Below are 22,976 nucleotides of genomic sequence, written 5' to 3' on the forward strand. Positions count from 1 at the left end.
AAAATCCCTCAACTTGCGAGTTGGGGGTGGGTTCGAATTTGCGCTAGCAACGAACATCAGGTTCGATGAGATGCGCAGCAGCAGATGGCCGGTTCAAAATTGGTCTACAAGCTCTTGATCTCGATTGCTGCTGCGATGGCAAAGGCGTCTTCAAGCTCGACGCTCAGATGCCGAACCGTGCTTACCATCTTTGCATGACCCAAGAGCAACTGAACCGCCCGAAGATTTCCTGTCTTTTCTTGTCGAACTGCGTGACTTTGGTTCGGCGCATTGAGGGAGTTCCGTAGGCGCTGGCCCCAAAGCCAATGGGCTTCATCCAGTCCCGGACAATCCGCGCAAACTGGCGTGTTGAGATGTGCAGGAAAACCAAGTGATAGATCCGCGGTCACGGCAACTACTTTCTTCCCAAGGGAGACACATACAAAAAGCTGTAATTCCGACCCCTGTGAAGCTCTTTGTGATTGATCTGCTTGTTCGCGAATTCGAATTGGTTACTATTGTCGCATGACAAATTGGAAACCATCCCGAGATACGCTGAGTTCACCGCTGCATACGAGCCTTGCCACGATGATTGCAGGCGCGATCGAAGACGGCAGTTTGTCACCGGGACAGAAATTACCAACACACCGGAAACTGGCCGATGACCTGAGGTTGAGCGTTAATACCGTCAGCAAAGCTTACGACATTCTGCGTCGCCAAAACCTGATCGATGGTCAGATTGGGCGTGGCAGCTATGTTGTCGACACTGACAAAACCGACGGACAGCCATTCAAGTTGGAGTCAGAACCTCGAAACTTGTTCGACATGTCGATTTCGCGCCCCTTGTTTAATGGCCTGCATGTTGAGGCGATGCAATCAACGCTGAGGACTTTGCATGCCGGGCTCGACCCGGCCATATATCTTTCTACACGTCCGAATGTAGGCCACGAGACACACCGAAAAACGGGAGTCAAATGGCTTTCACATTGCGGCCTTGAGACAAATGCAGATTCAGTCCTCATGACGAACGGGGTAACGCATGGAATGTCGGCAGCAATGTCTGCGATATTGCGTCCTGGCGACGTCATTCTGTCAGATATGGTCACGCATCACCTCTTGGTTTCGAGTGTCGCATATTTCGGATACCGACATGTTGGCCTTGAAACTGATGAGCACGGAATCCTGCCCGATGCATTGGAAAAGACGTGCGTTGATAAGTCCCCTAAAGCATTGTATTTACTGCCATCTCTTGCCAACCCTAATGTACATATGATGCCAGAGGAACGTCGGCGCCAAATTGCTGCAATCGCCCGCAAACATAGGCTGCATATTATTGAAAACGATGCATTTGGTCCGGTCGCAGCGGATCGCCAGCCGCCTGTTTCGATGTTCGCACCAGAACTGTCGGTCTACCTGACAACGTTCACCAAATGCACGGTCAGCGGGTTGCGTGCGGGTTATGCCGTTGCTCCGGACCATTTGCTTCCTGCATTGACAGCGAGACTGATCGTATTTGGTTGGATGGCAACGCCGCTGATCTGCGAACTTGCCTCACGCTGGGTGGAAGATGGCACAGCACAAGCGCTGGCGGATTGGCAGCGCGCAGAAATCGTCAAGCGGTATCATATAGCAACGCAAGAGCTTGCTGGTTTTAAATGGACGGGCCATCCGGCCAGTTTGCATCTTTGGTTGCAGCTCCCACCAGATTGGGATTCCAACAGTTTTGTCGCCCATGCCCGCGAACTAAATGTTGCGGTGTCCCCTGAAAGCCCATTCCTTTCTCCCAAGGCTACCCCAACAAATGCAGTGCGCATTTCGGTGGGAAGCATTCGCGAAATCGAACGTTTTCGCCAAGCTCTGAAGCTTCTGGCCGGTTTACTTTTGCGCCCACGCGAGCCTTTGCCGCAATTCGCTTATTAGAATGTAGCGCAACAATATAATAATTGACTCGCAGTACAATCTTCGGGATGTGGTGGAACATCACTAACAAAGAAGGTGATATCTGGGAGGATATGATGACCAAGACTGCACGTTTTACCCTGCGCGTCTGCGCACCCCTTGCTGCTGCATTGCTAACCTCAACTGCTGCTTATGCGGACAATTGGCGCTATGCTATGGAAGAGGGGCTGACAGATCCGCAAGGCCTGTATGCCACCAAGTTCAAAGAGGAAATCGAAGCCAACTCGGATCACACAGTCCAGATTTATCCTGTGGGTACGCTTGGTGAATCGGCCGACGCCATGGAGCAGGCCCAGGCTGGATTGCTGCAGTTCATTGATCAATCTCCAGGTTTCACCGGTGCGTTGATCCCAGAAGCCGAAGCCTTTCTGGTGCCATATATCCAGCCGACGGACCCTCAAGTCGTGCGCAAGTTTTTCAAAGAAGGCGTCGCTGTAAACGAGATGTTCCACGACATCTATCGCGAACAGGGACTGGAATTGTTGTCGGTGTTCCCGGAAGGTGAAATGGTGGTCACTACAATGGAGGAATTTCGGACACCTGCCGATTTGGAAGGTATGAAAATTCGGACCATGACCTCACCATTGCTTTTGGAGACTTACACGGCCTTCGGCGCTTCCCCGATTGCAATGCCTTGGGGCGAGCTGATCGGCGGACTGAAAACTAAAATGGTTGACGGGCAAGAAAACCCGGCAATTTGGATCGAGGCCTATGATCTGGATAACCTGACTAATGTGATGACCTATACCGGACATGGTCAGTACACGACTGCTGTGATGGCAAATGCCGAGTTTTACGACGCGCTAAGCGATGCGGACAAAGAACTTGTTCAGAATGCGTCGCAAGTCGCACTCGATTATATTCTTGATGTTGCCGTCGAACTGGATGCAACCGGTCTGGCAAAAATTCAGGAGAGCAATCCGGGCTACACAATAAACCGGCTAACCGAGGAAGAGCGTGCACCCTTTAAAGAACGTGCAAAAGCGGTCGAAGCAGCCTTTGTCGAAAGAGCGGGCGAACGTGGCGCTGCTATCCTCGAGCAAATGAAGAAGGATCTAGCCGCTGCGCAGCAGTAGCGCTTTGCCACAGGCATCCATCACGTTTGCGATGTGTTCATCTGAAAAATCGATGCAGGCCCAGAACCATAGTTCGGGCCTGCAATTTGGAAATAGTAAACCGGCGATCAGCCTATGTTGCGAATGTTCGGGGGGAATATGAGCGAAACGACGAAGAAAAAGTCGGGCCTTGCCGGAATTGTTGATGGCATTGACAAGGGGATCGCTGCGCTTGAGCGGGTGATCATGGCCACAGGCGTCATTCTGATGGCAGTCAACACCATCGCAAATGTCATCAGCCGGTTTGTTTTCAACCACTCCATTATATTCGCCGAAGAGTTGAACAGTATATTCATATTGTTGGTGACATTTGCTGGTATCGGCTACGCCGCGCGCCATGGTCGGCATATCCGCATGTCCGCCATCTCAGACGCGTTACCCGAACGGGTCAGAAAAATCTTGATGGTTGTAGTCACGGGAGTCACCGCTGTGCTGTTGCTGCTCTTGGCGTGGTACGCTGTGCAATACATCATCAGCATGTACGCCAAGGGGCGGGTCTATCCGGCCCTCGGATACCCTGTTTATCTCAGCTACATCTGGGTGCCGATTGGGCTGTTTGTGACCGGGGTTCAATACGCGCTCACTTTCATCAAAAACCTTCAGGAACCTGAAATCTACCTGTCAACTGACCTGCGAGAAGCAGATGCGCGGGAACTGGAAGTGGAGCTTTAACCATGGCACTCTTAATGTTTTCCGCAATGGTTGTCCTGCTGCTTATGGGTTTCCCGATGATGGTTCCCCTCATTGCCGGCGCGTTCATCGGCGTGATCGAGCTGTTTGGCACAATCGACAAAACCGAGTTTATGATTCAGCAAATGTTGGGTGGTATCCGGCCCTCTTCATTGATCGCCGTGCCTATGTTCATTCTGGCAGCGGATATCATGACACGTGGCCAGTCCGCAGGGCGGCTGATTGATATGGTCATGGCCTTTGTTCGCCATGTTCGAGGGGGGTTGGCCGTCAGTACAGCTGCGGCTTGCGCATTGTTCGGTGCCGTGTCCGGGTCCACCCAAGCCACGGTCGTTGCGGTGGGAACGCCACTCAGGCCCCGAATGCTGAAAGGTGGCTACAAGGATTCTTTCATTTTGGCCCTGATCGTCAACTCAAGTGACATCGCGTTCCTGATCCCACCCAGTATTGGGATGATCATCTACGGTGTAGTTGCCAAGGCCTCCATCCCTGAACTGTTCATCGCGGGCATCGGGCCCGGATTGTTAATCCTGTTCATGTTCTCGGTCTACAGTATGATCTACGCCAAAATAAATGACGTCCCCACTGAACCGGCCGCCACATGGTGCGAACGCGCGGCAGCGGTGAAACGGGCCTTGTGGCCGCTGGGTTTCCCGGTTCTGATCATCGGCGGCATCTTCTTCGGCGTTTTCAGCCCGACCGAAGCCGCAGCAATCAGCGTGGCCTATGCGGTGTTGCTGGAAGTCTTCATTTTCAAAACAATGAAAATCACCGGCCTATACCAGGTCGCCCTGTCAACGGGCATGGTAACGGCGGTAGTTTTTATTTTGGTGGGGGCAGGTGCTGCCTTTGCCTGGGTTCTGTCATTCGCGCAGATACCGCAACAGATTTTGGGCGCTCTTGGCATTGATGAAATGGGGCAGATCGGCGTCCTGTTCACAATCGCGATTGCGTTCTTCATCGGCTGTATGTTCGTGGATCCCATCGTGGTCATCTTGATCTTTGTTCCGATCTTTGCGCCCGTGGTCGAGAAAACCGGGCTGGACCCAATTCTGGTCGGCACTTTGATCACATTGCAGGCCGCCATCGGCTCGGCCACCCCGCCGTTCGGATGCGATATCTTCACGGCGGTTGCGGTGTTCAAACGTCCCTATCTGGAAGTAATCAGAGGAACGCCGCCTTTCGTGATCATGCTTTTGAGTGTCTCGGTCTTGATGATCTTCTTCCCGCAGGTGGCACTGTTTTTGCGCGACATAGCCTTTAACAAATAAAAGGAGCGACAAATGTTCAAATCAATACTCGCTGCTTTTGACGGGTCTGAAGGATCAGAGGCCGCCCTTCGCAAAGCCGCTGAATTGGCTAAGTTGTGTGATGCGGAAATGTTGGTACTGACGCTTTACCGTCATCATTCGATACTGGAAGGATCGATGTATGTCATCGATGCAGAAAAGCCCGATGATATTGACGGGATCATGCGCGATCACGCAAAGATAACTGCTGAACGCGGCGCGTCCATTGCGCGCGAGGCGGGGTGCGAGAACATCCGGGCCTTTGTCAAAGGCGGGCCAACGGCGCGGACTATCGTCAGCTTTTCCAAAGAACATGAGAATGACCTGATCGTCATGGGCAGCCGGGGATTGGGATCGATTGAGGGCTATTTGCTGGGCAGCGTCTCTCACAAGGTGACCAGCCTTGCGCAATGCCCAGTTCTGGTGGTGTGAGGATGGCAATGGCTTTGGATATACAATCTTCGACTTCGTCTGTGGCTCTCGCCCTGGATGCTCGCCCTATCACACATCGTATCGGGCTGGTCACGCTGGCCACGGATCATACGACGGAAACTGACTTCGCACGCATTCTGCAAGGGCATGATGTGGGCGTATATGTAAACCGGATCGGGTTTGAAAACCCAACCACACATGAAAGCCTTTTGAAGACAGGGCCGCTGCTGACCGATGCCGCAGCAGAGATTCTGCCTGGCGAGGCGCTAGATGTATTGGTCTATGGATGCACGGCAGCTTCGGTAGTTTTGGGGAACGACAGAGTGGCCGAGCACATGAACAGCGCAAAGCCGGGCACGCCTTGCGTCACACCCAGCTCGGCAGCCTTTGATGCATTTGAGGCTTTGGGGGTAAAAAAAGTAAGCGTTCTTACGCCCTATACGCAGGATGTGACGGATTCTCTGGTCACCTATTTCTCGCAACACGGCCTCGACGTGGTGAACGCTGTTTGCTTTGGATTGTCCGATGATCGCGACATGGCGCGCGTCTCAATGGACAGCATTATCGAAGGTGGTGTTGCTGCGTGCGATCCCGATGCTGATGCGCTTTTTATTTCCTGTACGGCGGTGCGTGCCGCCCCATGTGTCGCACAATTGGAGGCCCGGCTTGGCAAACCGGTTGTTACCTCCAATCAGGCGATGGTTTGGCGCTGCATGAGGCATCTTGGGATTACTTCGAATTATCCCGCGGGCGGTATGTTGTTCAGTAAATAGGAAGAAAGTCAGGACAAGAGATGAGCTCTGAAATCACACTTCAGGATAGTTTTGCTGCGCGCGCGCGGATCGCACAGTCGATCCGGGTTACACCGACGATGTCTTCAGACGTGCTGAGCAAAACCACGGGCAGTGATATTCGCCTCAAGCTGGAGCAAGGCCAGATCACCGGTAGTTTCAAGCTGCGCGGGGCATCCAATGCTGTGTTGTCACTTAGCGATGCGCAGCGCGCCAAAGGTGTGGTAGGTGTATCGACGGGCAATCACGGGCGCGGTTTGGCCTATGCGGCAAAGCAGGCCGGGGTGCGGTGTATCATCTGCATGTCCGAGCTGGTTCCACAAAACAAAGTGGATGGGATCAAGGCGCAGGGCGCAGAGGTGCGCATTGTCGGGCGTTCTCAGGATGACGCACAGGTAGAAGTTGACAGGCTGGTCGCCGATGGGATGGTCATGCTTCCCCCGTTTGATCATCGCGATATCATTGCCGGGCAAAGCACCGTTGCACTGGAAATGCTGGAACAATCCCCGGATCTTGAAACGGTTCTAGTGCCGCTGTCGGGCGGCGGGCTGATTTCCGGCGTCGGGATGGTGATGAAGGCGGTTAATCCGCAGGTCCGCGTTATCGGAATTTCGATGGAGCGCGGGGCGGCTATGTATGAAAGCCAGAAGGCGGGGAAACCGGTTCTGGTCGAAGAACTGTCGACACTGGCCGACTCGCTGGGCGGTGGGGTTGGATTGGACAACCAGCACACTTTTGCCATGACTCGTGCCTTTGTTGATGATCTGATTCTTGTGACCGAGACCGAGATTGCTGCTGCCATCCGTCACGCCTATTGGCAGGAACGTCAGATCATTGAAGGGTCCGGCAGTGTCGGCATTGCCGCGCTTCTGGCGGGAAAAATCAAAGACCCAGGTCGGTGCGTCGCGCTGATCTCGGGGCAAAACATCGACATGCAACTGCACCACCGGATCATCTCCGGCGAAGATGTAGATGTAACGGCGGAGGGGTAGGATGCCGGAGATCAAAATACTGACCGAGGCCGAACTGCGAGATCTGGTGCCACTGGATATGGACGCGGTGGACTGCATCGAACAGGGCTTTACGACGCTCGCCGGGGGCAAGGTTATCATGCCGCCGATCATGACACTGATGGTCCCCGATCATAATGGCGAGGTATGTGTAAAGTCTGCTTATGTCCCCGGCATAGACAGCTTTGCCATGAAGATGAGTCCTGGCTTTTTCGATAATCCCAAGCTGGGCCTGCCCAGCACATCAGGCTTGATGGTGCTATTCTCAAGCACCACTGGCGTTCTGGAAGCTTTGCTTCTGGATAATGGTTATCTCACGGATGTGCGCACCGCCGCTGCGGGAGCGGTATCTGCGCGCCACCTTGCGCGCGAGGACGCGACACGCGCGTGTATCATCGGTGCTGGTGTGCAGGCGAAGCTACAACTCAAGGCGCTGACCCTTGTGCGCGGCATCGAAAGCGCTGTGATCTGGGCGCGGGATGCGGCCAAGGCTGAAACATTGGCTTCCAGCCTTCGCGAAGAACTTGGGGTCGACGTCACGGCCAGCACTGATAGGGCGGGTGCCGTGTCCTCGGCAGATATCATCGTCACGACAACCCCTTCGGACATTCCGCTGATCAAAGCGGACTGGCTGCAACCGGGGCAGCTTATCATTGCGATGGGTTCGGATCAGGAACACAAGGTCGAGCTTGACCCGGGTTGTCTTGCCAAGGCAACGCTCTATGTGCCCGACAGCCAAGCCCAATGCGCCCTCAAAGGCGAACTGCGCAGCGCCATTGCGGTGGGCATTTTCCCGGCTGATGGCAGGTTTGCTGAACTGGGTGATATCACCTCCGACAAGGCGCCGGGGCGACAATCCGACAGTGACATCATTATTGCTGACCTGACAGGTACGGGTGTCCAGGATACCGCCATTGCCACGCTTGCTCGCCAGCGCGCGGAAAACTCAGGCAAAGGCACCACGTTTTCAAGCTAACAACGGATTAACTCTATGCCAGAACCAAAACTCCACTTCTCACGCGATGAGTTCAGCCAGCGCATTGCAAAAACCCGCGCCGCCATGGCCGAACGTGGGCTTGACCTTCTGATCGTGACGGACCCTTCGAACATGAACTGGCTGACCGGCTATGACGGTTGGTCTTTCTACGTGCATCAATGCGTAGTGCTGAGTCTCACTGGCGAGCCGGTCTGGTACGGCCGTGGACAAGATGCCAATGGCGCGCTTCGCACCTGCTTTATGGATCCCGCCAATATCATCGGTTACCCGGACCATTATGTACAATCCACCGAACGTCACCCGATGGATTACCTGTCGGCACAGCTGGCCGATCGTAAGCTGGATAAGGGCCATATCGGCGTTGAGATGGACAACTACTGGTTCACAGCTGCGGCCTTTGCCGCGCTACAGCACCACATGCCAAATGCCAAATTTTCCGATGCGACTGCGTTGGTCAACTGGCAGCGCGCGGTAAAATCTGAAACCGAGCTGGAATACATGCGCCAAGCAGGCCGCATTGTGGGCCGTATGCATGAACGTATCTTTGAAAAGGTCGAGCCGGGCATCCGCAAATGCGATCTGGTGGCGGAAATCTATGATGCGGCCTTACGCTATGACGCACAGATCGGTGCGGGCGGAGACTATCCCGCGCTGGTGCCACTTTTGCCCTCAGGCGCGGATGCCTCAGCCCCGCATTTGACATGGGACGATCAACCAATGAAATCCGGCGAAGGCACGTTTTTCGAGATCGCAGGTGTCGTCAAACGCTACCACTGCCCGCTGTCGCGCACGGTCTTCCTTGGAAAGCCCACGCAAACATTCCTCGACGCTGAAAAGGCTGTGCTTGAGGGCATGGAGGCCGGGCTGGAGGCTGCAAAAGAGGGCAACCTCTGCGAGGATGTCGCCATTGCCTTCTTCAGCGTGCTAAAGAAATACGGGATCACCAAAGATAACCGCACCGGTTACCCGATCGGTGTCAGCTACCCGCCTGACTGGGGCGAACGGACCTTCTCGCTTCGTCCCGGCGACAAGACGGTTCTGCAGGAGAACATGACCCTGCATTTCATGACCGGCCTCTGGATGGAGGATTGGGGTTTTGAGATTACTGAAAGCATCCGCATCACTAGATCCGGCCATGAGTGCCTGGCCAACGTGCCCCGCAAAATGGTTGTGAAGGACTGAGTAATGACACCCAACCCAATTTCCCCGACGATCCCGCTGGATTGCGATGGTATCCACCACGGTTTCCTACGGCTGCCTTACAGCCGGGATGACAGTGCTTGGGGGTCAATTATGATCCCGCTAACGGTTATCAAAAACGGAGATGGGCCTACGGCTTTGCTGACCGGCGCCAACCATGGCGATGAATATGAAGGGCCCGTGGCGTTGCAAGAACTGACGGTTACGCTAAAGCCCGAGGACATCACCGGACGCGTGATCATCGTGCCTGCCTTCAATTATCCCGCTTATCGCGCCGGGTTACGTACGTCCCCCATCGACAAAGGCAATATGAACCGTGCCTTTCCGGGCCGGCCAGATGGCACCCCAACCGAAAAGATTGCCGACTATTTCCAGCGCGTTCTTTTGCCAATGGCCGATATTGCGGTGGATTTTCACTCGGGCGGAAAAACGCTGGATTTCGTGCCCTTCGCGGCGGCCCATATCCTTGAAGATAAAGCCAATGAAGCGGCCTGTTTCGCCGCGATGGCCGCCTTTAACGCCCCCTATTCGGTGCAGCTACTGGAGATCGACAATGTCGGAATGTACGACACCGCGGTCGAAGATATGGGTAAGGTTCTGGTTTCAACAGAATTGGGCGGTGGTGGCTCTGCAACAGCCAAGTCGATTGCTGTTGCAAAAAAGGGCCTGCGCAATGTGCTGATTCACGCTGGAATTCTGAAGGGCGAGATGCAGATTGACCCCACCGTGCGCCTGGATATGCCCGATGGTGACTGCTTTGTTTTCTCGGAAGACGATGGCCTCTACGAGCCGATGGTTGATCTTGGTGAACAGGTCAGCCAAGGCGATGTTGTGGCCCGCGTTTGGCCCGTTGATCGCACCGGGATTGCCCCGATTGAATACCGCGCCAAAGTTACGGGCCTTTTGATAAGTCGCCACTTTCCCGGTCTCATCAAAGCGGGAGATTGCGCGGCGGTGATCGGGTTGAACGCTGGATAACTTTATTCCCCGGAGGTGAGACCATGCGGCTCGACGCCCGCGATCTGGATATTCTACGGGTGCTTTCAACCGACGGGCGCATCACAAAAACGGCTTTGGCCGACCGCGTTGGCCTGTCGCCCACCCCCTGCTGGGAGCGGCTGAAAAAGTTGGAAAAAGCCGGGTTGATCAAGCGATATAGAGCCGAGATCAACCTGCGCAAACTTGGGCCACATGTAACTGTTTTTGTTGCGGCCGAACTGTCCGATCATACCGCTGCCAGCTTTCAGGCTTTTGAGGCCGCAATGCAACGCTATGAAGAAGTGTTGGCCTGCTGGGCGCTTGGCGGAGGATTTGATTACATCCTGCAAATCGTGACGCGCGATATCGATGCCTATCAACGCCTGATTGATGAAATGCTCAATGCTGACATAGGTCTGGAAAAATATTTTACCTATATTGTCACCAAACCAGTGAAGGGGCAGGGCGTTCCGCCGATTTCCCTCATTGCTGGATGGCAGGAGTAACCCTCTGCCTGAGAGATGGTTGACAGCAGAATACTCTGCTTTGGACCCGAAATTTGGTCTCATCCTTTGCCTGTAATGCCCGACATTGTCGGGCATCGAGGGAGAGGTTTCCATGAAAGACACTGCACTTTCTGCGCGCGATGATATTGCTGACAAATCTTTGGCGCGCAGTTTTTCCTATGTGAATGGTAAATGGTGTGCAGCTTCGTCGGGTTACACCATCCGCGTCACCGATCCGGCAACTGGCGATGTTATCGGTGAGGCCGCCAGCCTTTCGGCAGAGGAATCCTCTGCCGCCGTGGATGCGGCACAAGCTGCCTTTCCGACCTGGTCGGGCCTCTTGCCACAAGACCGATCCGCCATTCTGCGCCGTTGGTTCGACCTGATGCTGCACCACAAAGAAGATCTGGCACGGATCATGGTACTGGAACAGGGCAAGCCCCTGTCCGAGGCGCGCGGTGAAATTGATTATGCTGCGTCTTTTGTAGAATTCTACGCCGAAGAGGCCAAGCGACCCAATATTGAAGGCGTCACCAGCCATCTGCCCGATGCCGAGGTCGAGGTTTGGCTAGAGCCGGTCGGGGTGGTGGCAATGATCACTCCGTGGAATTTCCCTGCTGCCATGCTGACCCGCAAAGCAGCAGCAGCCATGGCAGTGGGATGTACGGTTGTGGCTCACCCCTCAGGTGAAACCCCGTTTTCGGCCCTCGCGTTGGCTGAACTGGCGGAAAAGGCGGGTATTCCGGCGGGCGTGTTCAACGTGGTCACCGGCCAGGCCTCGACCGTGGTCGAACCTTGGACGAAAGACACCCGTGTTCGGGCACTCTCGTTTACAGGCTCCACCGAAATCGGACGGTTACTTTACCGTCAGTCCGCCGACACAGTGAAAAAACTTGTAATGGAACTAGGCGGGCATGCACCGGTGATTGTGTTCAAAGGGGCCGATCTTGAAATTGCGGTTCCTGAAACGATCAAGGCCAAATTCGCCACATCCGGGCAGGACTGTCTTGGCGCCAATCGGATATTTGTGGAGCGCTCAATTTACGACGCATTCTGCTCGCAGTTTACCGAAGCGACCCGCAGGCTGTCCCTTGGCATCGGTATGGACGACCCCGACATCGGCCCTCTGATGAATGAAAAGGCGGTTCAAAAGCAGGAAGAACATGTCGCCGATGCGCTGGCCAAGGGGGCCAAACTGGCGTGCGGAGGTGCAAGGGATCCTCTCGGCCCGCTGTTTTATCAGCCCACGGTTCTGACCGACGTGCCCGCCGATGCCGTGCTTATGTCAGAGGAAACATTTGGCCCTGTGGCGGCCATTGCGCCCTTTGATACCGAAGAAGAGGTGATCGCCCGGGCCAATGACACCGAATACGGTTTGGTTGCGTATCTGCACAGCCATGACCCACGCCGTATTTACCGCGTATCTCGTGCATTGCAATTTGGCATGGTGGCGGTGAATCGCACCAAGGTCACCGGCGCGCCGATCCCCTTTGGCGGCACCAAACAATCCGGTCTGGGCCGTGAAGGGGCAAGACGGGGAATGGAAGAGTTTACCGAAATCAAATATGTCTGCCGCGACTGGGCATGAGGAGTGAAAAGATGCTGAAGAACGATCAACTTGACCAATGGGACCGCGAGAACTTTTTCCATCCCTCCACTCATCTGGCCCAGCACGCGCGGGGCGAAACAGCGACCCGTGTGATCAAAACCGCAAGCGGGGTCCATATCGAAGACCGTGATGGTACCAAATTGCTGGACGCCTTTGCAGGACTTTATTGCGTGAATGTGGGATATGGCCGTCAGGAAATTGCCGAAGCGATTGCGGATCAAGCCCGCGAGTTGGCCTATTATCATTCCTACGTAGGCCACGGAACAGAAGCCTCCATCACCCTGTCCAAGATGATCCTTGATCGCGCGCCTTCGAACATGTCCAAGGTCTATTTCGGCCTGGGCGGTTCAGATGCAAATGAGACCAACGTCAAATTAATATGGTATTACAACAATATCCTGGGTCGCCCCGAAAAGAAAAAGATCATCTCGCGCTGGCGCGGGTATCATGGCTCGGGCCTTGTCACCGGGTCGCTGACTGGGCTGGAACTATTCCACAAAAAGTTCGATCTGCCGCTCACGCAGGTGGTTCATACCGAAGCGCCCTATTATTTCCGCCGCGATAATCTGGACCAAAGCGAAGCCGAATTCGTCGCGCATTGCGTTACTGAACTGGAGGCGCTGATTGAACGTGAAGGCGCTGATACAATCGCCGCATTTATTGGCGAGCCGGTGCTGGGAACCGGTGGTATCGTGCCCCCGCCCGAAGGCTACTGGGCCGCCATCCAGACCGTATTGCGCAAGCATGACATCCTGTTGGTTGCCGATGAAGTTGTGACCGGGTTTGGCCGCCTGGGCAGCATGTTCGGCTCTGAGCATTACGGCTTGGAATCCGATATCATCACCATCGCCAAAGGCCTCACCTCGGCCTACGCACCGCTGTCAGGTTCGATTGTTTCGGAAAAAGTTTGGAAGGTGCTGGAACAGGGCACAGATGAAAACGGCGCCATCGGCCACGGCTGGACCTATTCGGCACACCCGATCGGGGCCGCGGCCGGTGTGGCAAACCTCAAATTGATTGATGATCTGAACCTGATCGAAAACGCAGGCAACGTCGGCGCTTATCTGAAACAGTCAATGAAGGATGCACTGTCAGCACACGGCAATGTCGGCGATGTGCGCGGCGAAGGAATGTTGTGCGCGGTCGAGTTCGTGAAGGATAAAGATAGCCGCACCTTCTTTGACTCCGCGGACAAGATCGGCCCGCAAGTCTCAGCCGCTCTTTTGGCACAGGATAAGGTCATCGCACGCGCTATGCCGCAAGGCGACATCTTGGGCTTCGCGCCACCGTTTTGCCTGAGTCGTGAAGAAGCTGATACCGTCGTCGCGGCAACTCTGCGCGCGGTTACAGCAGTATTGGGCTAGGGGATGTCTGTCTCGCCCATCCTTGGCTGAGTTGACAGCGGTAAACATTACCGCATCAAACTCTGGGGTGGGCGCAGCTCTCGATTGAGACCGCTTTGATTTGGCAATATTGCCTGGATCAGGCCGCAATACCAAGATTCCTTACTACAAGGCCCAATCCGATCAAAGCGGCCAGGATTGAAACTTGAAACAAGCACACGTCACTATTGTCGCAATGTGCTACAGACCAGATATTGTCAATCATGGGTGGAGCGGCGGAAAAGTCCGCAACGTGTGGGTTGCCATTCCTGTAGCCAGACAGACGATGAAGCAGGAAGAGCTCAAGCGGAAGTTGGAAGATTTCGAAGTTCCGCAAAGGAATTTTGAAGAGATGTTCGAACCGGTCGCCGAAATTCTGTCAAAATCTTGGAAAGTATGGAAAAAAAGCGACTATAGGGGCAAGAGAGCGCTGCTTAGAATGCTATTTGTTCAGAAGGGAAGTTACTCTTCCAAATCGGGTCTTCGAACCGGAGAATTATCTTTTCTATTCAGAGTCTTAAGTGACGCAAAATATCTGAATGAGGTTTTGGTGGAGCCTAGGGGAGTCGAACCCCTGACCTCTTGCATGCCATGCAAGCGCTCTCCCAACTGAGCTAAGGCCCCATACAGGTACTGCAGAAGCAGTGGGCGGACGTTTATGAGACAGTGGCGCTAAGCGCAAGTCCAAAAACAGGCGTCGCCGTTAAAATTTTGCAACCAGATTGCAAATGGCGCGAGGCGGCGCGAGGCCGCCTCTGACCGTGATCAGCTATCGTCCTCTGCTGGAATGTCAGTGATGTCGTCCAGCGGAACTTCATCACTGCTGTCATCATCGTCATCCAGCAGATCATCATCCAGATCGACTTCGACATCGTCGTCGTCATCCAGAACCAGTTCTTCCTCAGGTGCGTTTTCGCGCGCCTTGGCCGATGCGGCATCTTCTGCATCTGCTGCGATCATCCGGCTTTTACCGGTTTCGAGTTCCACGATCTCGCCGGTATAAGGGCTAACGATCGGGTCTTTGTTCAGGTCATAAAACCGTTTACCGGTGGTCGGGCAAACGCGCTTTACACCCCATTCTTCCTTGGGCATGTCCAATCCCCTTGATATCAGGTGAGTCGTATCGACGATTCAGGTCAGGTGCCACAAGCAGCGGGCACTGTCAAAGCCTTTGAGCAGGAGAAACAGACCTATGGGAGATCACGCACTGCCAGGATCGCCTCCGGTGCCGCTGACATTGCGCAAATCGGCGCGGGCACGGCGGATCAGTCTGCGTATATCCCAGTTGGACGGGCGTGTTACACTGACCTATCCAAATGGCGTTGCTGAATCCGATGCGTTGAACTTTGCCCGCCAAAAAGAAAGCTGGATTCGGCAGCACCTGAGTGATCGGCCAGACCCCTCGGTGGTTCAATTTGGGCAGCATATTCCTGTTGAGGGCACCCAACGGCGCATTGTCCGGGCAACGGGCCGACGCGTTCTGTTGCAGGCGGATCAGATTTCAGTACCTGAAGGCGCTGAAGCGCGACGTTTGGCGCGCTTTTTGAAAGAACTGGCACGCGACCGGCTGACCGGCGCATGTGATGACTACGCAGCGATGTTGGGTAGGGCTTATGCCAGCATCTCCATTCGGGATACCCGATCGCGCTGGGGATCATGCAGTTCTGAGGGTGGGTTGATGTTTTCCTGGCGGCTGATTCTCGCTCCACCAGACGTCCTGCATTATGTTGCCGCACATGAGGTGGCGCATCTGGCCGAGATGAACCATTCCCCAGCCTTTTGGGCCCAGGTCGAGCGGTTATTCGGAGATTACAAAGAACAGCGGCGCTGGCTGCGTGACAACGGGGCGCAGTTGCATCAGTACAGATTTGATGCGCCTGCGAGTTGACCTGTGCGGTGTTTGTGATCACATAGAGACATGTTGAACACACGCCCCTCGGAAACGCAGACCGCAACGCATGACCGGGTGTACCGGGCCCTGCGATCCCGCATCATGCATGGCGACGTCGCCCCCGGTCAGGCGCTGACCTTGCGGGGAATTGGCAAAGAGTTCGGAGTCTCGATGACACCGGCCCGCGAGGCGGTGCGTCGGCTTGCGGCTGAAGGGGCGCTGTTTCTGTCGTCCTCGGGCCGCGTCTCGACGCCCGAGCTGACCAATGACCGGATCGAGGAGCTTGCTGCGCTGCGGGCCTTGCTTGAGGTCGAGCTGGCCAGCCGGGCATTGCCCCGAGCGCATATTGCCCTGATTGACCGATTGCAGAGCATCAACATGACGGTAGCCGAGATGGTCACCAAACGGGATGCCGTTGGATATATTCGCACCAATCTGGAATTTCACCGAACTCTGTATCTGCGGGCGCAGGCCCCGGCGATGCTGGCGATTGCTGAAACCGTATGGTTGCAGCTTGGGCCGACGATGCGCGCGCTTTATGGGCGGCTGCGGCGAACGGAACCACCGCATCACCACAAGCTGATAATTGCGGCGCTAAAGGCCGGGGATGAGCCGGGTCTGCGCCTTGCGGTTCGCTCGGATGTTACACAGGGCCTGCGGATGCTGGTCAGCTAAGCGGCTTGTTGCCGAAGCTGCCGAAATCGCCCGGTTCGGTATCGCTGTTCTGGCCCCGGCGATTTCTCTGCGCTAGGCTGTGAGAAATCACGATAAGAGCAGTTTTCAACCATGATTGATCGACGGTTATTTTCCCTTGGGCTGGGCTCCGGCTTGTTGGTTGCCTGTACGGACAGCGTGCCTTCTCCTTCGGCGCCGGCCGCGCGCATGCAACCGGTTCGGAACGCGGGCTGGGACGCCTGGGTGGCGGGCTTCAAAAGCCGCGCGGCCGCACAGGGGATTTCGCAAAGCACAATTAACCGCGCCTTCCAGGGCGCCGGATATCTGCCCGGAGTGATCGAGCGGGACCGAAATCAGGTCGAGTTCAAGAGGTCGCTTGAAGACTACCTGGCGATTGCAACCTCGGATGAACGGATCGCGACCGGCAAGCAAATGCTGGTGCGTCATGCGGGAACGCTGTCTCAGATCGAGGCGCAGTACGGCGTGGACAAAGAAGTTGTCGTGGCGATTTGGGGGCTGGAAAGCCGCTATGGTGCGCGGCGTGGGGATGTGCCTGTTGTATCGGCCCTGTCGACGCTGGCCTATGACGGTCGGCGCGGGCAGTTCTTTGAGAGCCAACTGATGGCAGCGATGAAGATTCTACAGAACGGCGACACGACGCCTGCCAACATGACAGGCAGTTGGGCCGGTGCCATGGGGCACACGCAGTTCATTCCGACCTCTTATCTGGCCTATGCGGTGGATTTCACCGGCGATGGACGGCGCGATATCTGGTCCGACGATCCAACGGATTCGCTGGCATCAACGGCGGCTTATCTGGCGCGTTCCGGTTGGGTGCGCGGGCAGCCCTGGGGCGGTGAGGCCGGGACGGTATCCGGTACGCCGGTTGCTGTGCTGCAACCCCAGGTGCCAGGGCCCCGCATTGCCGTGTTCCGCAATTTTCAGGTGATCAAACGGTATAATAACTCGGACAGCTATGCGATCGGGGTAGGGCATCTATCAGACCGAATTGCCGGAGGGGCGCCGTTCCAGGCCTCGTTCGGCCCGGATGAGACTGGGCTGACACTTGAGAACCGCAAAGAGTTGCAGCGCCGTTTGACATCCGCGGGCTACGATACGCAAGGGGCGGATGGTGTCATCGGGAATAACACGACATCCGCGATTTCTGCGTACCAGCGGGCCAATGGGCTGCCCGCGACCGGAGAGCCCTCAGTTGCGCTGCTGAGGCAGTTGGGGGGCTGAGGGTTACGCAGCCAGCCCTTTTGAGCCGATGTCGAGGAATTTTTGACGACGATCTCTGATCAGGGCGGCGGAATCCTTGCCGTCCAGATCCTTGAGCATCGCCGTAATCGCATCCCGCACGGAGTCCACGGTCGCAGCGCGATCGCGATGTGCGCCGCCCTTGGGTTCCGAAATGATCCGGTCGCAAACGCCCAGCTTGTGCAGGTCTTGCGCGGTCAGCCGCAACGCTTCGGCTGCTTCGCGCATTTTCTCTGAATCTTTCCAAAGGATCGAGGCGCAGCCTTCGGGTGAAATGACCGAATAGACCGAATGCTCCAGCATCGCGACACGGTTTGCCGTTGCAAAAGCCACCGCACCGCCTGATCCACCTTCGCCGATGATGACCGAGACCAACGGGACGCCGATCTTCAGGCACATTTCGGTCGAGCGGGCAATCGCCTCGGACTGGCCGCGCTCTTCGGCGCCTTTGCCGGGATAGGCGCCAGCCGTGTCGATCAAGGTGATAACCGGCAGTCCAAAGCGTCCTGCCATTTCCATCAGTCGGACAGCCTTGCGATACCCTTCGGGGCGAGCCATGCCGAAATTGCGTTCGATGCGCGATTTGGTGTCGCTGCCCTTTTCGTGGCCGATCACCATAACGGGTTGATCGTTGAACCGCGCCAGACCGCCGATCACGGCCAGGTCGTCAGCAAAATTCCGATCGCCTGCCAGAGGTGTGAATTCGGTGAACAGATCTTCCACGTAGTCTTTGCAATGGGGACGTCCAGGGTGACGAGCGACCTGACATTTTCTCCATGGCGTCAGATCGGCATAGAGTTCGTCCAACAGCTTTTCAGCCTTGGCATCCAGAGCGGCGGCCTCTGCGGCCACATCCATCTCTTCATTGGCGCGCGCCAGCGCACGCAGTTCCTCGGCCTTTCCTTCGATCTCGGCCAAAGGTTTTTCGAATTCCAGATACTGGGTCATGACGCCTCTCAACGCGGAAGTTCCCTGCTATATGGCCTGACGTTGCCCCGGATGCAACTCAGCAAGATTCAAAGGGTTGGTAGGGGTGCCCGTATTCACCCTCAAAAGGGCCTTGATGACCGGTCATTGTCAGCCTGCGAGCGTTCTCAAACGGGCCAAAGCACAGGGTAGAGCGACGCGACCAGCAGCCCCGCCATCACCCAGTTGAACAGCATCAGTCGGTGTGGGTTCGTGAGAATCCGCGCCATCTGCTGCCCGAGTACCGTCCATGTGCTGACCGAGGGCAAATTGATTGCGCCGAAAACAATCGCGACAATGACGATGGCGTTCAGGGAGCGATCGGGGGTGTATACGGTTGTTGCTGTCAGGGCCATGGCCCAGGCTTTTGGATTGACCCATTGGAATGCTGCGGCCTGTAAAAACGTCATCGGTGTCCCCGCAGGTGCGCCCGCTTCGGCTGGGGCCGAATGCGCGATTTTCCATGCCAGATACAGCAGATAGGCCACCGACGCCGCTTTCAACACGGTATAGCTGATTGGATAGGCATCAAACACCTGCACCAGCCCCGTTCCGACCAGAAGGACCATGACTGTAAAGCCCAACCCGATTCCGAACATATGTGGGATTGTGCGTCGAAACCCGAAATTCGCGCCCGAGGCCATCAGCATCAGGTTATTGGGTCCCGGCGTGATCGACGAGACGAAGGCAAAGGTGACGAGGGCAAAAAGCAATTCAGGGTTCATAGCGCAGATAATTGATGGAATCCGCCCAAATGAAATTGCGTTTGCGCTGGTTATTGCGGTAATTCTGCAATTAATGATCAAGTTGGATGATATAAATCGCCATATATTGCGTGAGCTGACACGTGATGGGCGGATAAGCAACCTTGAATTGGCCGATCGGGTCGGGCTGTCAGCCTCGGCCTGTTTGCGCCGTGTTCAGGAATTAGAGCGCGCGGGCGTGATCTCGGGCTATCGTGCTGTATTGAACCCACCTGCGCTGGGCATCGGCTTTGTCGCATATATTGGCGTGGGGCTGGGCGAACATACAAAGGCCGCTCAGGAAGGGTTCGAGCGTGCATTGCAGCGCGCGCCTGAGGTGGTGGAGTGCCATAACATCACCGGCACGATCGAATACCTGTTGCGCGTGGAATGTGCCGATCTGTCGTCTTACAAAACTTTTCACACCGAAGTTCTGGGGACTTTGCCCCATGTCACGTCGATCACGTCCTATGTCGTCATGGGCTCGCCCAAGGATATGCGGGCCTGACATTGGAAAGATGATTCTGTACCGGCTTGCCGGAGTTGGATTCACGTTTTACTGTCTTGCCAAAGATTTGACCAAAAATGGGGACAACCCCAACCGGTCGTATTCAGGGAGAAGACGATGAAACTTGTTCGGACCGGAGCACTGGTCGCAACTTTGGTGATGATTGCGGGTGCATCTTTTGCAGCTCCGTTAAAACTGCAACCTGCCAACCCACAGCCCAGCCCCAAGGCGGGATTGAATGTGAATTACTTTGGCACTGGCAATCAACACAAGAAGATCCGAGATCTGAGCCATGCAAAAAGCATGCTGTCTAAAGCGCAGCCCGGACAACCGTTGCGGGGCTTGGATTACAGGGACACCAGTAAGGGTCAGGACGTCATGACGTTTGACGGCGCTTACAATGTCGCCGCCGAGATTACGGGGTACATGCGGTTCGACTCTGCTGGAATCTACGAGTTGGAAACGTGGTCAAATGACGGGATAGAGGCATTCGTCGGAGGCCAGAACATTGGACAAGTCTCGGGCATTCAGGGCTGCGAGGCCAATCAGCGGACCGAAGTCGATGTGCCCAAAGCCGGGTGGTACGCGCTCAAGATCATCTATTTCCAGAAGCTCGGAACATCCTGTCTGATGATGAAATCTGGTAAAAAGGGCGAAAGGTTCACCTGGACACCCAATGATGTCTTCGGACGGTAAGAAAAAGGCGCCCGGTGAGGCGCCTTTCTACTTTTAGCTATTGGCAGCGATCAATTCGGCCTGGGCCACGATCACCTCGGCCTGTTTGATCGAGGCGATATCGACCAGACGCCCTTTGTAGACCGTCGCACCTTCGCCATTGGCCTTGGCTTGCTCCATGGCGGCCAAGATTTCGCGGGCCTCTGACACCGCCTCGTCCGAGGGGGTGAAGACCTGGTTGGCCAGCGCGATCTGTTTGGGGTGGATTGCCCATTTGCCGACCATGCCCAAAGTGGCAGAACGTTTGGCCTGCGCGATATAGCCTTCGTCATCGCTGAAATCGCCGAACGGTCCATCCACCGGCAGCACGCCATGGGTGCGGCAGGCGGCAACGATGGCGGCCTGCGCCCAGTGCCACGGGTCGGACCAGTGTTTTTCACCTTCGCGCAGCATGTAATAATTTTCCTGCGTGCCGCCGATGCCAGTTGTCTGCATGCCCATCGAGGCCGCAAAGTCGGCGGCCCCAAGGCTCATGGCTTGCATCCGGGGGGACGAGGCAGCGATTTCTTCGACATGGGCGAGGCCAGCTGCGGATTCGATGATGACCTCAAAGCTGATCGGTTTAGTACGGCCTTTTGCGCGTTCGATGGCGGTGACCAACGCGTCCACCGCATAGACATCCGCCGCACAACCGACCTTGGGGATCATGATCTGGTCCAGTCGATCTCCGGCCTGCTCCATCACATCCACGACGTCGCGGTACCAGTAAGGCGTATCCAGCCCGTTGATTCGTACGGACATGTATTTAGTGCTCCAATCGAGGGTGTTCAGCGCCTCGATGACATTGGCACGCGCTGTGTCCTTGTCAGATGGTGCAACCGAATCCTCAAGATCAAGATTGATCACATCCGCCGCAGAGGCCGCCATCTTGGGGAACAGCTTGGTGTTCGACCCGGGGCCAAACAACTGACAACGGTTGGGGCGCGCGGGGGCGGCGGGTTGAATGCGAAAGCTCATCTGGACCTCGTGCAGGAAAGGAAATTGCGATTTTGTTGTCTTATGAGGTATTAAATTGCGCAGGTCTCCGCAAGCATGTTTGTGCATCTGCGGCAATGCAGTCGCAGCATTCGCCGCAATGCGCCGTGTCTCTGGTGATTAAAGTTTAATCGCTTTAAAAACTTGAAAGAATTTTGCGCAAGCTGCGATATTTGCGCGAAATTTTCCTGCGGGATCCAGCGATGCTGGGCGAAATCGAGAAACACTCGCCTTGCCCGTCCCATAGCCTGCGCCAGAATCAAAGGAGTGCACCGCAATGATCGAGACACCGTATTTGTTGTTTTTGGGCGATGCGCCCGACCAGCTGGCGGCCAAGGTTGCCGTTGGAATCAAGGACTGGCGTCCGGAAAACGCCGTGGGTCAATACCGGATGGAGGGCTGTAAAGCCGATCTGGGCCTGACCGACATGTCCCTGGCTAAGGCCAAAGAGGCCGGGGCCAAGACTTTGGTCATTGGCGTGGCCAATCGTGGCGGTGTGATCAGTCAGGAATGGAAAAAGGTGCTGGTCATGGCATTGGAGGAAGGTTTCGACCTGGCCTCGGGCCTGCACAACCTTTTGTATGATGAACCCGATCTAGTCGCAGTCGCCGAAGCAACAGGCCGCAAGCTGCATGATGTGCGGGTTCCGTCGGTCGACTACCCAATCGCCAACGGCATCAAACGTAAAGGTAAGCGCTGTCTTGCCGTGGGCACCGATTGTTCGGTTGGCAAGATGTACACCGCGATGGCTATGGATGCCGAGATGCGCAAGCGTGGCATGAAGTCGACCTTCCGAGCTACTGGCCAGACTGGCATTCTGATCACCGGTGACGGTGTACCGCTGGACGCGGTGATCGCAGATTTCATGGCGGGATCGGTCGAATGGCTGACACCCGACAATGATGACGACCACTGGGATTTGATCGAAGGGCAAGGGTCACTGTTTCATGTGTCATATTCCGGTGTGACAATGGCGTTGATCCATGGCGGTCAACCGGACGCGTTGATCCTGTCCCATGAACCCACCCGCGAGCATATGCGCGGTCTGCCGACCTATAGTTTGCCATCTTTGCAGGCTCTGCGGGACACGGCGCTGGCGCTGGCCAAGGTTGCCAATCCTGAGTGTCAGGTCATCGGTGTTTCGGTCAACACGCAGCATATGAGCGAAGCAGACGCATCCGCCTATCTGGCACAGGTCGAAGCCGACATGGGGCTGCCCGCGACGGACCCGTTCCGTTTTGGTGCAGGCAAGCTGGTCGACGCGCTGGCAGCAGTATAAAGCGGTC

Annotated in this window: 23 protein-coding genes, 1 tRNA gene and 1 pseudogene; 19 read left to right on the forward strand and 6 right to left on the reverse strand. The window is 55.8% G+C overall.

The window, feature by feature from the left end:
• Positions 1–104: 104 nt before the first annotated feature.
• A pseudogene (locus AC2FFB_RS13955) lies at positions 105–361 on the reverse strand (site-specific integrase); the annotation flags it as partial.
• Positions 362–504: 143 nt separating this feature from the next.
• Here AC2FFB_RS13955 and ehuR point away from each other — a divergent pair.
• From ehuR to AC2FFB_RS14020, 13 genes are all read left to right on the forward strand, one after another.
• Entirely contained in the window at positions 505–1,899 is a 1,395-nt protein-coding gene (gene ehuR, locus AC2FFB_RS13960) for a MocR-like ectoine utilization transcription factor EhuR (RefSeq protein WP_496823807.1), read from the forward strand.
• 95 nt (positions 1,900–1,994) lie between these two features.
• Positions 1,995–3,014, forward strand: coding sequence for a TRAP transporter substrate-binding protein DctP (dctP, locus tag AC2FFB_RS13965; RefSeq protein ID WP_142637852.1), 1,020 nt, complete (start codon positions 1,995–1,997; stop codon positions 3,012–3,014).
• Between the two features lie 138 nt (positions 3,015–3,152).
• Positions 3,153–3,725: a TRAP transporter small permease gene (locus AC2FFB_RS13970; RefSeq protein WP_496693999.1), complete on the forward strand. Its 573-nt coding sequence runs from the start codon at positions 3,153–3,155 to the stop codon at positions 3,723–3,725.
• Positions 3,726–3,727: 2 nt separating this feature from the next.
• Positions 3,728–5,014, forward strand: coding sequence for a TRAP transporter large permease (locus tag AC2FFB_RS13975; protein ID WP_282027707.1), 1,287 nt, complete (start codon positions 3,728–3,730; stop codon positions 5,012–5,014).
• A 12-nt stretch (positions 5,015–5,026) separates the two neighbouring features.
• Positions 5,027–5,464, forward strand: a complete 438-nt coding sequence (locus AC2FFB_RS13980) for a universal stress protein (protein WP_496689996.1) — start codon at positions 5,027–5,029, stop codon at positions 5,462–5,464.
• Positions 5,465–5,472: 8 nt separating this feature from the next.
• Positions 5,473–6,237 (forward strand): ectoine utilization protein EutA, encoded by a 765-nt coding sequence (gene eutA, locus AC2FFB_RS13985; RefSeq protein WP_496875060.1) that lies wholly within the window; start codon positions 5,473–5,475, stop codon positions 6,235–6,237.
• A gap of 20 nt (positions 6,238–6,257) precedes the next feature.
• Positions 6,258–7,247, forward strand: a complete 990-nt coding sequence (gene eutB / locus AC2FFB_RS13990; RefSeq protein ID WP_271950054.1) for a hydroxyectoine utilization dehydratase EutB — start codon at positions 6,258–6,260, stop codon at positions 7,245–7,247.
• A gap of 1 nt (position 7,248) precedes the next feature.
• A complete protein-coding gene (gene eutC / locus AC2FFB_RS13995; RefSeq protein WP_281973142.1) occupies positions 7,249–8,241 on the forward strand; it encodes an ectoine utilization protein EutC in 993 nt (330 codons plus the stop codon).
• Between the two features lie 15 nt (positions 8,242–8,256).
• Entirely contained in the window at positions 8,257–9,444 is a 1,188-nt protein-coding gene (doeA, locus tag AC2FFB_RS14000; protein WP_142637866.1) for an ectoine hydrolase DoeA, read from the forward strand.
• 3 nt (positions 9,445–9,447) lie between these two features.
• Positions 9,448–10,440, forward strand: coding sequence for a N(2)-acetyl-L-2,4-diaminobutanoate deacetylase DoeB (doeB, locus tag AC2FFB_RS14005; RefSeq protein WP_496693996.1), 993 nt, complete (start codon positions 9,448–9,450; stop codon positions 10,438–10,440).
• A 23-nt stretch (positions 10,441–10,463) separates the two neighbouring features.
• Positions 10,464–10,946 (forward strand): Lrp/AsnC family transcriptional regulator, encoded by a 483-nt coding sequence (locus AC2FFB_RS14010; protein WP_142637871.1) that lies wholly within the window; start codon positions 10,464–10,466, stop codon positions 10,944–10,946.
• Positions 10,947–11,058: 112 nt separating this feature from the next.
• Positions 11,059–12,534 carry an NAD-dependent succinate-semialdehyde dehydrogenase gene (locus tag AC2FFB_RS14015; protein ID WP_496875061.1) on the forward strand — a complete coding sequence of 492 codons (1,476 nt, stop codon included), beginning with the start codon at positions 11,059–11,061 and terminating at the stop codon, positions 12,532–12,534.
• A gap of 11 nt (positions 12,535–12,545) precedes the next feature.
• Positions 12,546–13,919, forward strand: coding sequence for an aspartate aminotransferase family protein (locus AC2FFB_RS14020; protein ID WP_496702250.1), 1,374 nt, complete (start codon positions 12,546–12,548; stop codon positions 13,917–13,919).
• Between the two features lie 566 nt (positions 13,920–14,485).
• Here AC2FFB_RS14020 and AC2FFB_RS14025 read toward each other — a convergent pair.
• Both AC2FFB_RS14025 and AC2FFB_RS14030 read right to left on the reverse strand, forming a co-directional pair.
• Positions 14,486–14,561 (reverse strand) — tRNA-Ala (locus AC2FFB_RS14025).
• A 141-nt stretch (positions 14,562–14,702) separates the two neighbouring features.
• On the reverse strand, positions 14,703–15,029 hold the full coding sequence (locus tag AC2FFB_RS14030) for a TIGR02300 family protein (RefSeq protein WP_271950067.1): 327 nt from the start codon (positions 15,027–15,029) through the stop codon (positions 14,703–14,705).
• 100 nt (positions 15,030–15,129) lie between these two features.
• On the opposite strand from AC2FFB_RS14030, the gene AC2FFB_RS14035 reads away from it, so the two are divergent.
• The 3 genes from AC2FFB_RS14035 to AC2FFB_RS14045 all read left to right on the forward strand — a co-directional run bounded on the left by AC2FFB_RS14035 (position 15,130) and on the right by AC2FFB_RS14045 (position 17,745).
• Positions 15,130–15,825 carry a M48 family metallopeptidase gene (locus AC2FFB_RS14035; protein WP_496693976.1) on the forward strand — a complete coding sequence of 232 codons (696 nt, stop codon included), beginning with the start codon at positions 15,130–15,132 and terminating at the stop codon, positions 15,823–15,825.
• 30 nt (positions 15,826–15,855) lie between these two features.
• Positions 15,856–16,503 (forward strand): GntR family transcriptional regulator, encoded by a 648-nt coding sequence (locus AC2FFB_RS14040; protein WP_496875062.1) that lies wholly within the window; start codon positions 15,856–15,858, stop codon positions 16,501–16,503.
• A 111-nt stretch (positions 16,504–16,614) separates the two neighbouring features.
• Complete coding sequence (locus AC2FFB_RS14045; protein WP_496693975.1) at positions 16,615–17,745, forward strand: lytic murein transglycosylase; 1,131 nt, start codon at positions 16,615–16,617, stop codon at positions 17,743–17,745.
• 3 nt (positions 17,746–17,748) lie between these two features.
• Here the strand turns inward: AC2FFB_RS14045 and AC2FFB_RS14050 are convergent, their stop codons facing one another.
• Together AC2FFB_RS14050 and AC2FFB_RS14055 are read right to left on the reverse strand one after the other, a co-directional pair.
• Entirely contained in the window at positions 17,749–18,711 is a 963-nt protein-coding gene (locus AC2FFB_RS14050) for an acetyl-CoA carboxylase carboxyltransferase subunit alpha (protein WP_142637885.1), read from the reverse strand.
• Between the two features lie 146 nt (positions 18,712–18,857).
• Entirely contained in the window at positions 18,858–19,454 is a 597-nt protein-coding gene (locus tag AC2FFB_RS14055; RefSeq protein WP_281995537.1) for a LysE family translocator, read from the reverse strand.
• Positions 19,455–19,527: 73 nt separating this feature from the next.
• Here AC2FFB_RS14055 and AC2FFB_RS14060 point away from each other — a divergent pair, with 73 nt between their 5' ends.
• Positions 19,528–19,980 (forward strand): Lrp/AsnC family transcriptional regulator, encoded by a 453-nt coding sequence (locus AC2FFB_RS14060; RefSeq protein WP_281973130.1) that lies wholly within the window; start codon positions 19,528–19,530, stop codon positions 19,978–19,980.
• A gap of 117 nt (positions 19,981–20,097) precedes the next feature.
• Entirely contained in the window at positions 20,098–20,676 is a 579-nt protein-coding gene (locus tag AC2FFB_RS14065; RefSeq protein ID WP_142637891.1) for a PA14 domain-containing protein, read from the forward strand.
• A 33-nt stretch (positions 20,677–20,709) separates the two neighbouring features.
• On the opposite strand, the gene AC2FFB_RS14070 is transcribed toward AC2FFB_RS14065, so the two are convergent.
• Positions 20,710–21,672 (reverse strand): L-malyl-CoA/beta-methylmalyl-CoA lyase, encoded by a 963-nt coding sequence (locus tag AC2FFB_RS14070; protein WP_496702238.1) that lies wholly within the window; start codon positions 21,670–21,672, stop codon positions 20,710–20,712.
• Positions 21,673–21,967: 295 nt separating this feature from the next.
• Between AC2FFB_RS14070 and dgcN the strand changes: the two genes are divergently transcribed.
• A complete protein-coding gene (dgcN, locus tag AC2FFB_RS14075) occupies positions 21,968–22,969 on the forward strand; it encodes an N-acetyltransferase DgcN (RefSeq protein ID WP_496875063.1) in 1,002 nt (333 codons plus the stop codon).
• Positions 22,970–22,976: the final 7 nt, after the last annotated feature.

The sequence above is a fragment of the Ruegeria sp. YTSA219 genome, from assembly GCF_059609985.1.

Coding starts and splice junctions, on each gene's coding strand:
- AC2FFB_RS14070 (WP_496702238.1), bottom strand. CDS start 21,672: ATGAGCTTTCGCATTCAACCCGCCGCCCCCGCGCGCCCCAACCGTTGT.
- AC2FFB_RS14050 (WP_142637885.1), bottom strand. CDS start 18,711: ATGACCCAGTATCTGGAATTCGAAAAACCTTTGGCCGAGATCGAAGGA.
- AC2FFB_RS14055 (WP_281995537.1), bottom strand. CDS start 19,454: ATGAACCCTGAATTGCTTTTTGCCCTCGTCACCTTTGCCTTCGTCTCG.
- AC2FFB_RS14015 (WP_496875061.1), top strand. CDS start 11,059: ATGAAAGACACTGCACTTTCTGCGCGCGATGATATTGCTGACAAATCT.
- doeB (WP_496693996.1), top strand. CDS start 9,448: ATGACACCCAACCCAATTTCCCCGACGATCCCGCTGGATTGCGATGGT.
- ehuR (WP_496823807.1), top strand. CDS start 505: ATGACAAATTGGAAACCATCCCGAGATACGCTGAGTTCACCGCTGCAT.
- eutB (WP_271950054.1), top strand. CDS start 6,258: ATGAGCTCTGAAATCACACTTCAGGATAGTTTTGCTGCGCGCGCGCGG.
- AC2FFB_RS14065 (WP_142637891.1), top strand. CDS start 20,098: ATGAAACTTGTTCGGACCGGAGCACTGGTCGCAACTTTGGTGATGATT.
- AC2FFB_RS14010 (WP_142637871.1), top strand. CDS start 10,464: ATGCGGCTCGACGCCCGCGATCTGGATATTCTACGGGTGCTTTCAACC.
- doeA (WP_142637866.1), top strand. CDS start 8,257: ATGCCAGAACCAAAACTCCACTTCTCACGCGATGAGTTCAGCCAGCGC.
- dgcN (WP_496875063.1), top strand. CDS start 21,968: ATGATCGAGACACCGTATTTGTTGTTTTTGGGCGATGCGCCCGACCAG.
- AC2FFB_RS14030 (WP_271950067.1), bottom strand. CDS start 15,029: ATGCCCAAGGAAGAATGGGGTGTAAAGCGCGTTTGCCCGACCACCGGT.
- AC2FFB_RS14035 (WP_496693976.1), top strand. CDS start 15,130: ATGGGAGATCACGCACTGCCAGGATCGCCTCCGGTGCCGCTGACATTG.
- AC2FFB_RS14040 (WP_496875062.1), top strand. CDS start 15,856: ATGTTGAACACACGCCCCTCGGAAACGCAGACCGCAACGCATGACCGG.
- eutC (WP_281973142.1), top strand. CDS start 7,249: ATGCCGGAGATCAAAATACTGACCGAGGCCGAACTGCGAGATCTGGTG.
- eutA (WP_496875060.1), top strand. CDS start 5,473: ATGGCTTTGGATATACAATCTTCGACTTCGTCTGTGGCTCTCGCCCTG.
- AC2FFB_RS14045 (WP_496693975.1), top strand. CDS start 16,615: ATGATTGATCGACGGTTATTTTCCCTTGGGCTGGGCTCCGGCTTGTTG.
- dctP (WP_142637852.1), top strand. CDS start 1,995: ATGACCAAGACTGCACGTTTTACCCTGCGCGTCTGCGCACCCCTTGCT.
- AC2FFB_RS13970 (WP_496693999.1), top strand. CDS start 3,153: ATGAGCGAAACGACGAAGAAAAAGTCGGGCCTTGCCGGAATTGTTGAT.
- AC2FFB_RS14060 (WP_281973130.1), top strand. CDS start 19,528: ATGATCAAGTTGGATGATATAAATCGCCATATATTGCGTGAGCTGACA.
- AC2FFB_RS13975 (WP_282027707.1), top strand. CDS start 3,728: ATGGCACTCTTAATGTTTTCCGCAATGGTTGTCCTGCTGCTTATGGGT.
- AC2FFB_RS14020 (WP_496702250.1), top strand. CDS start 12,546: ATGCTGAAGAACGATCAACTTGACCAATGGGACCGCGAGAACTTTTTC.
- AC2FFB_RS13980 (WP_496689996.1), top strand. CDS start 5,027: ATGTTCAAATCAATACTCGCTGCTTTTGACGGGTCTGAAGGATCAGAG.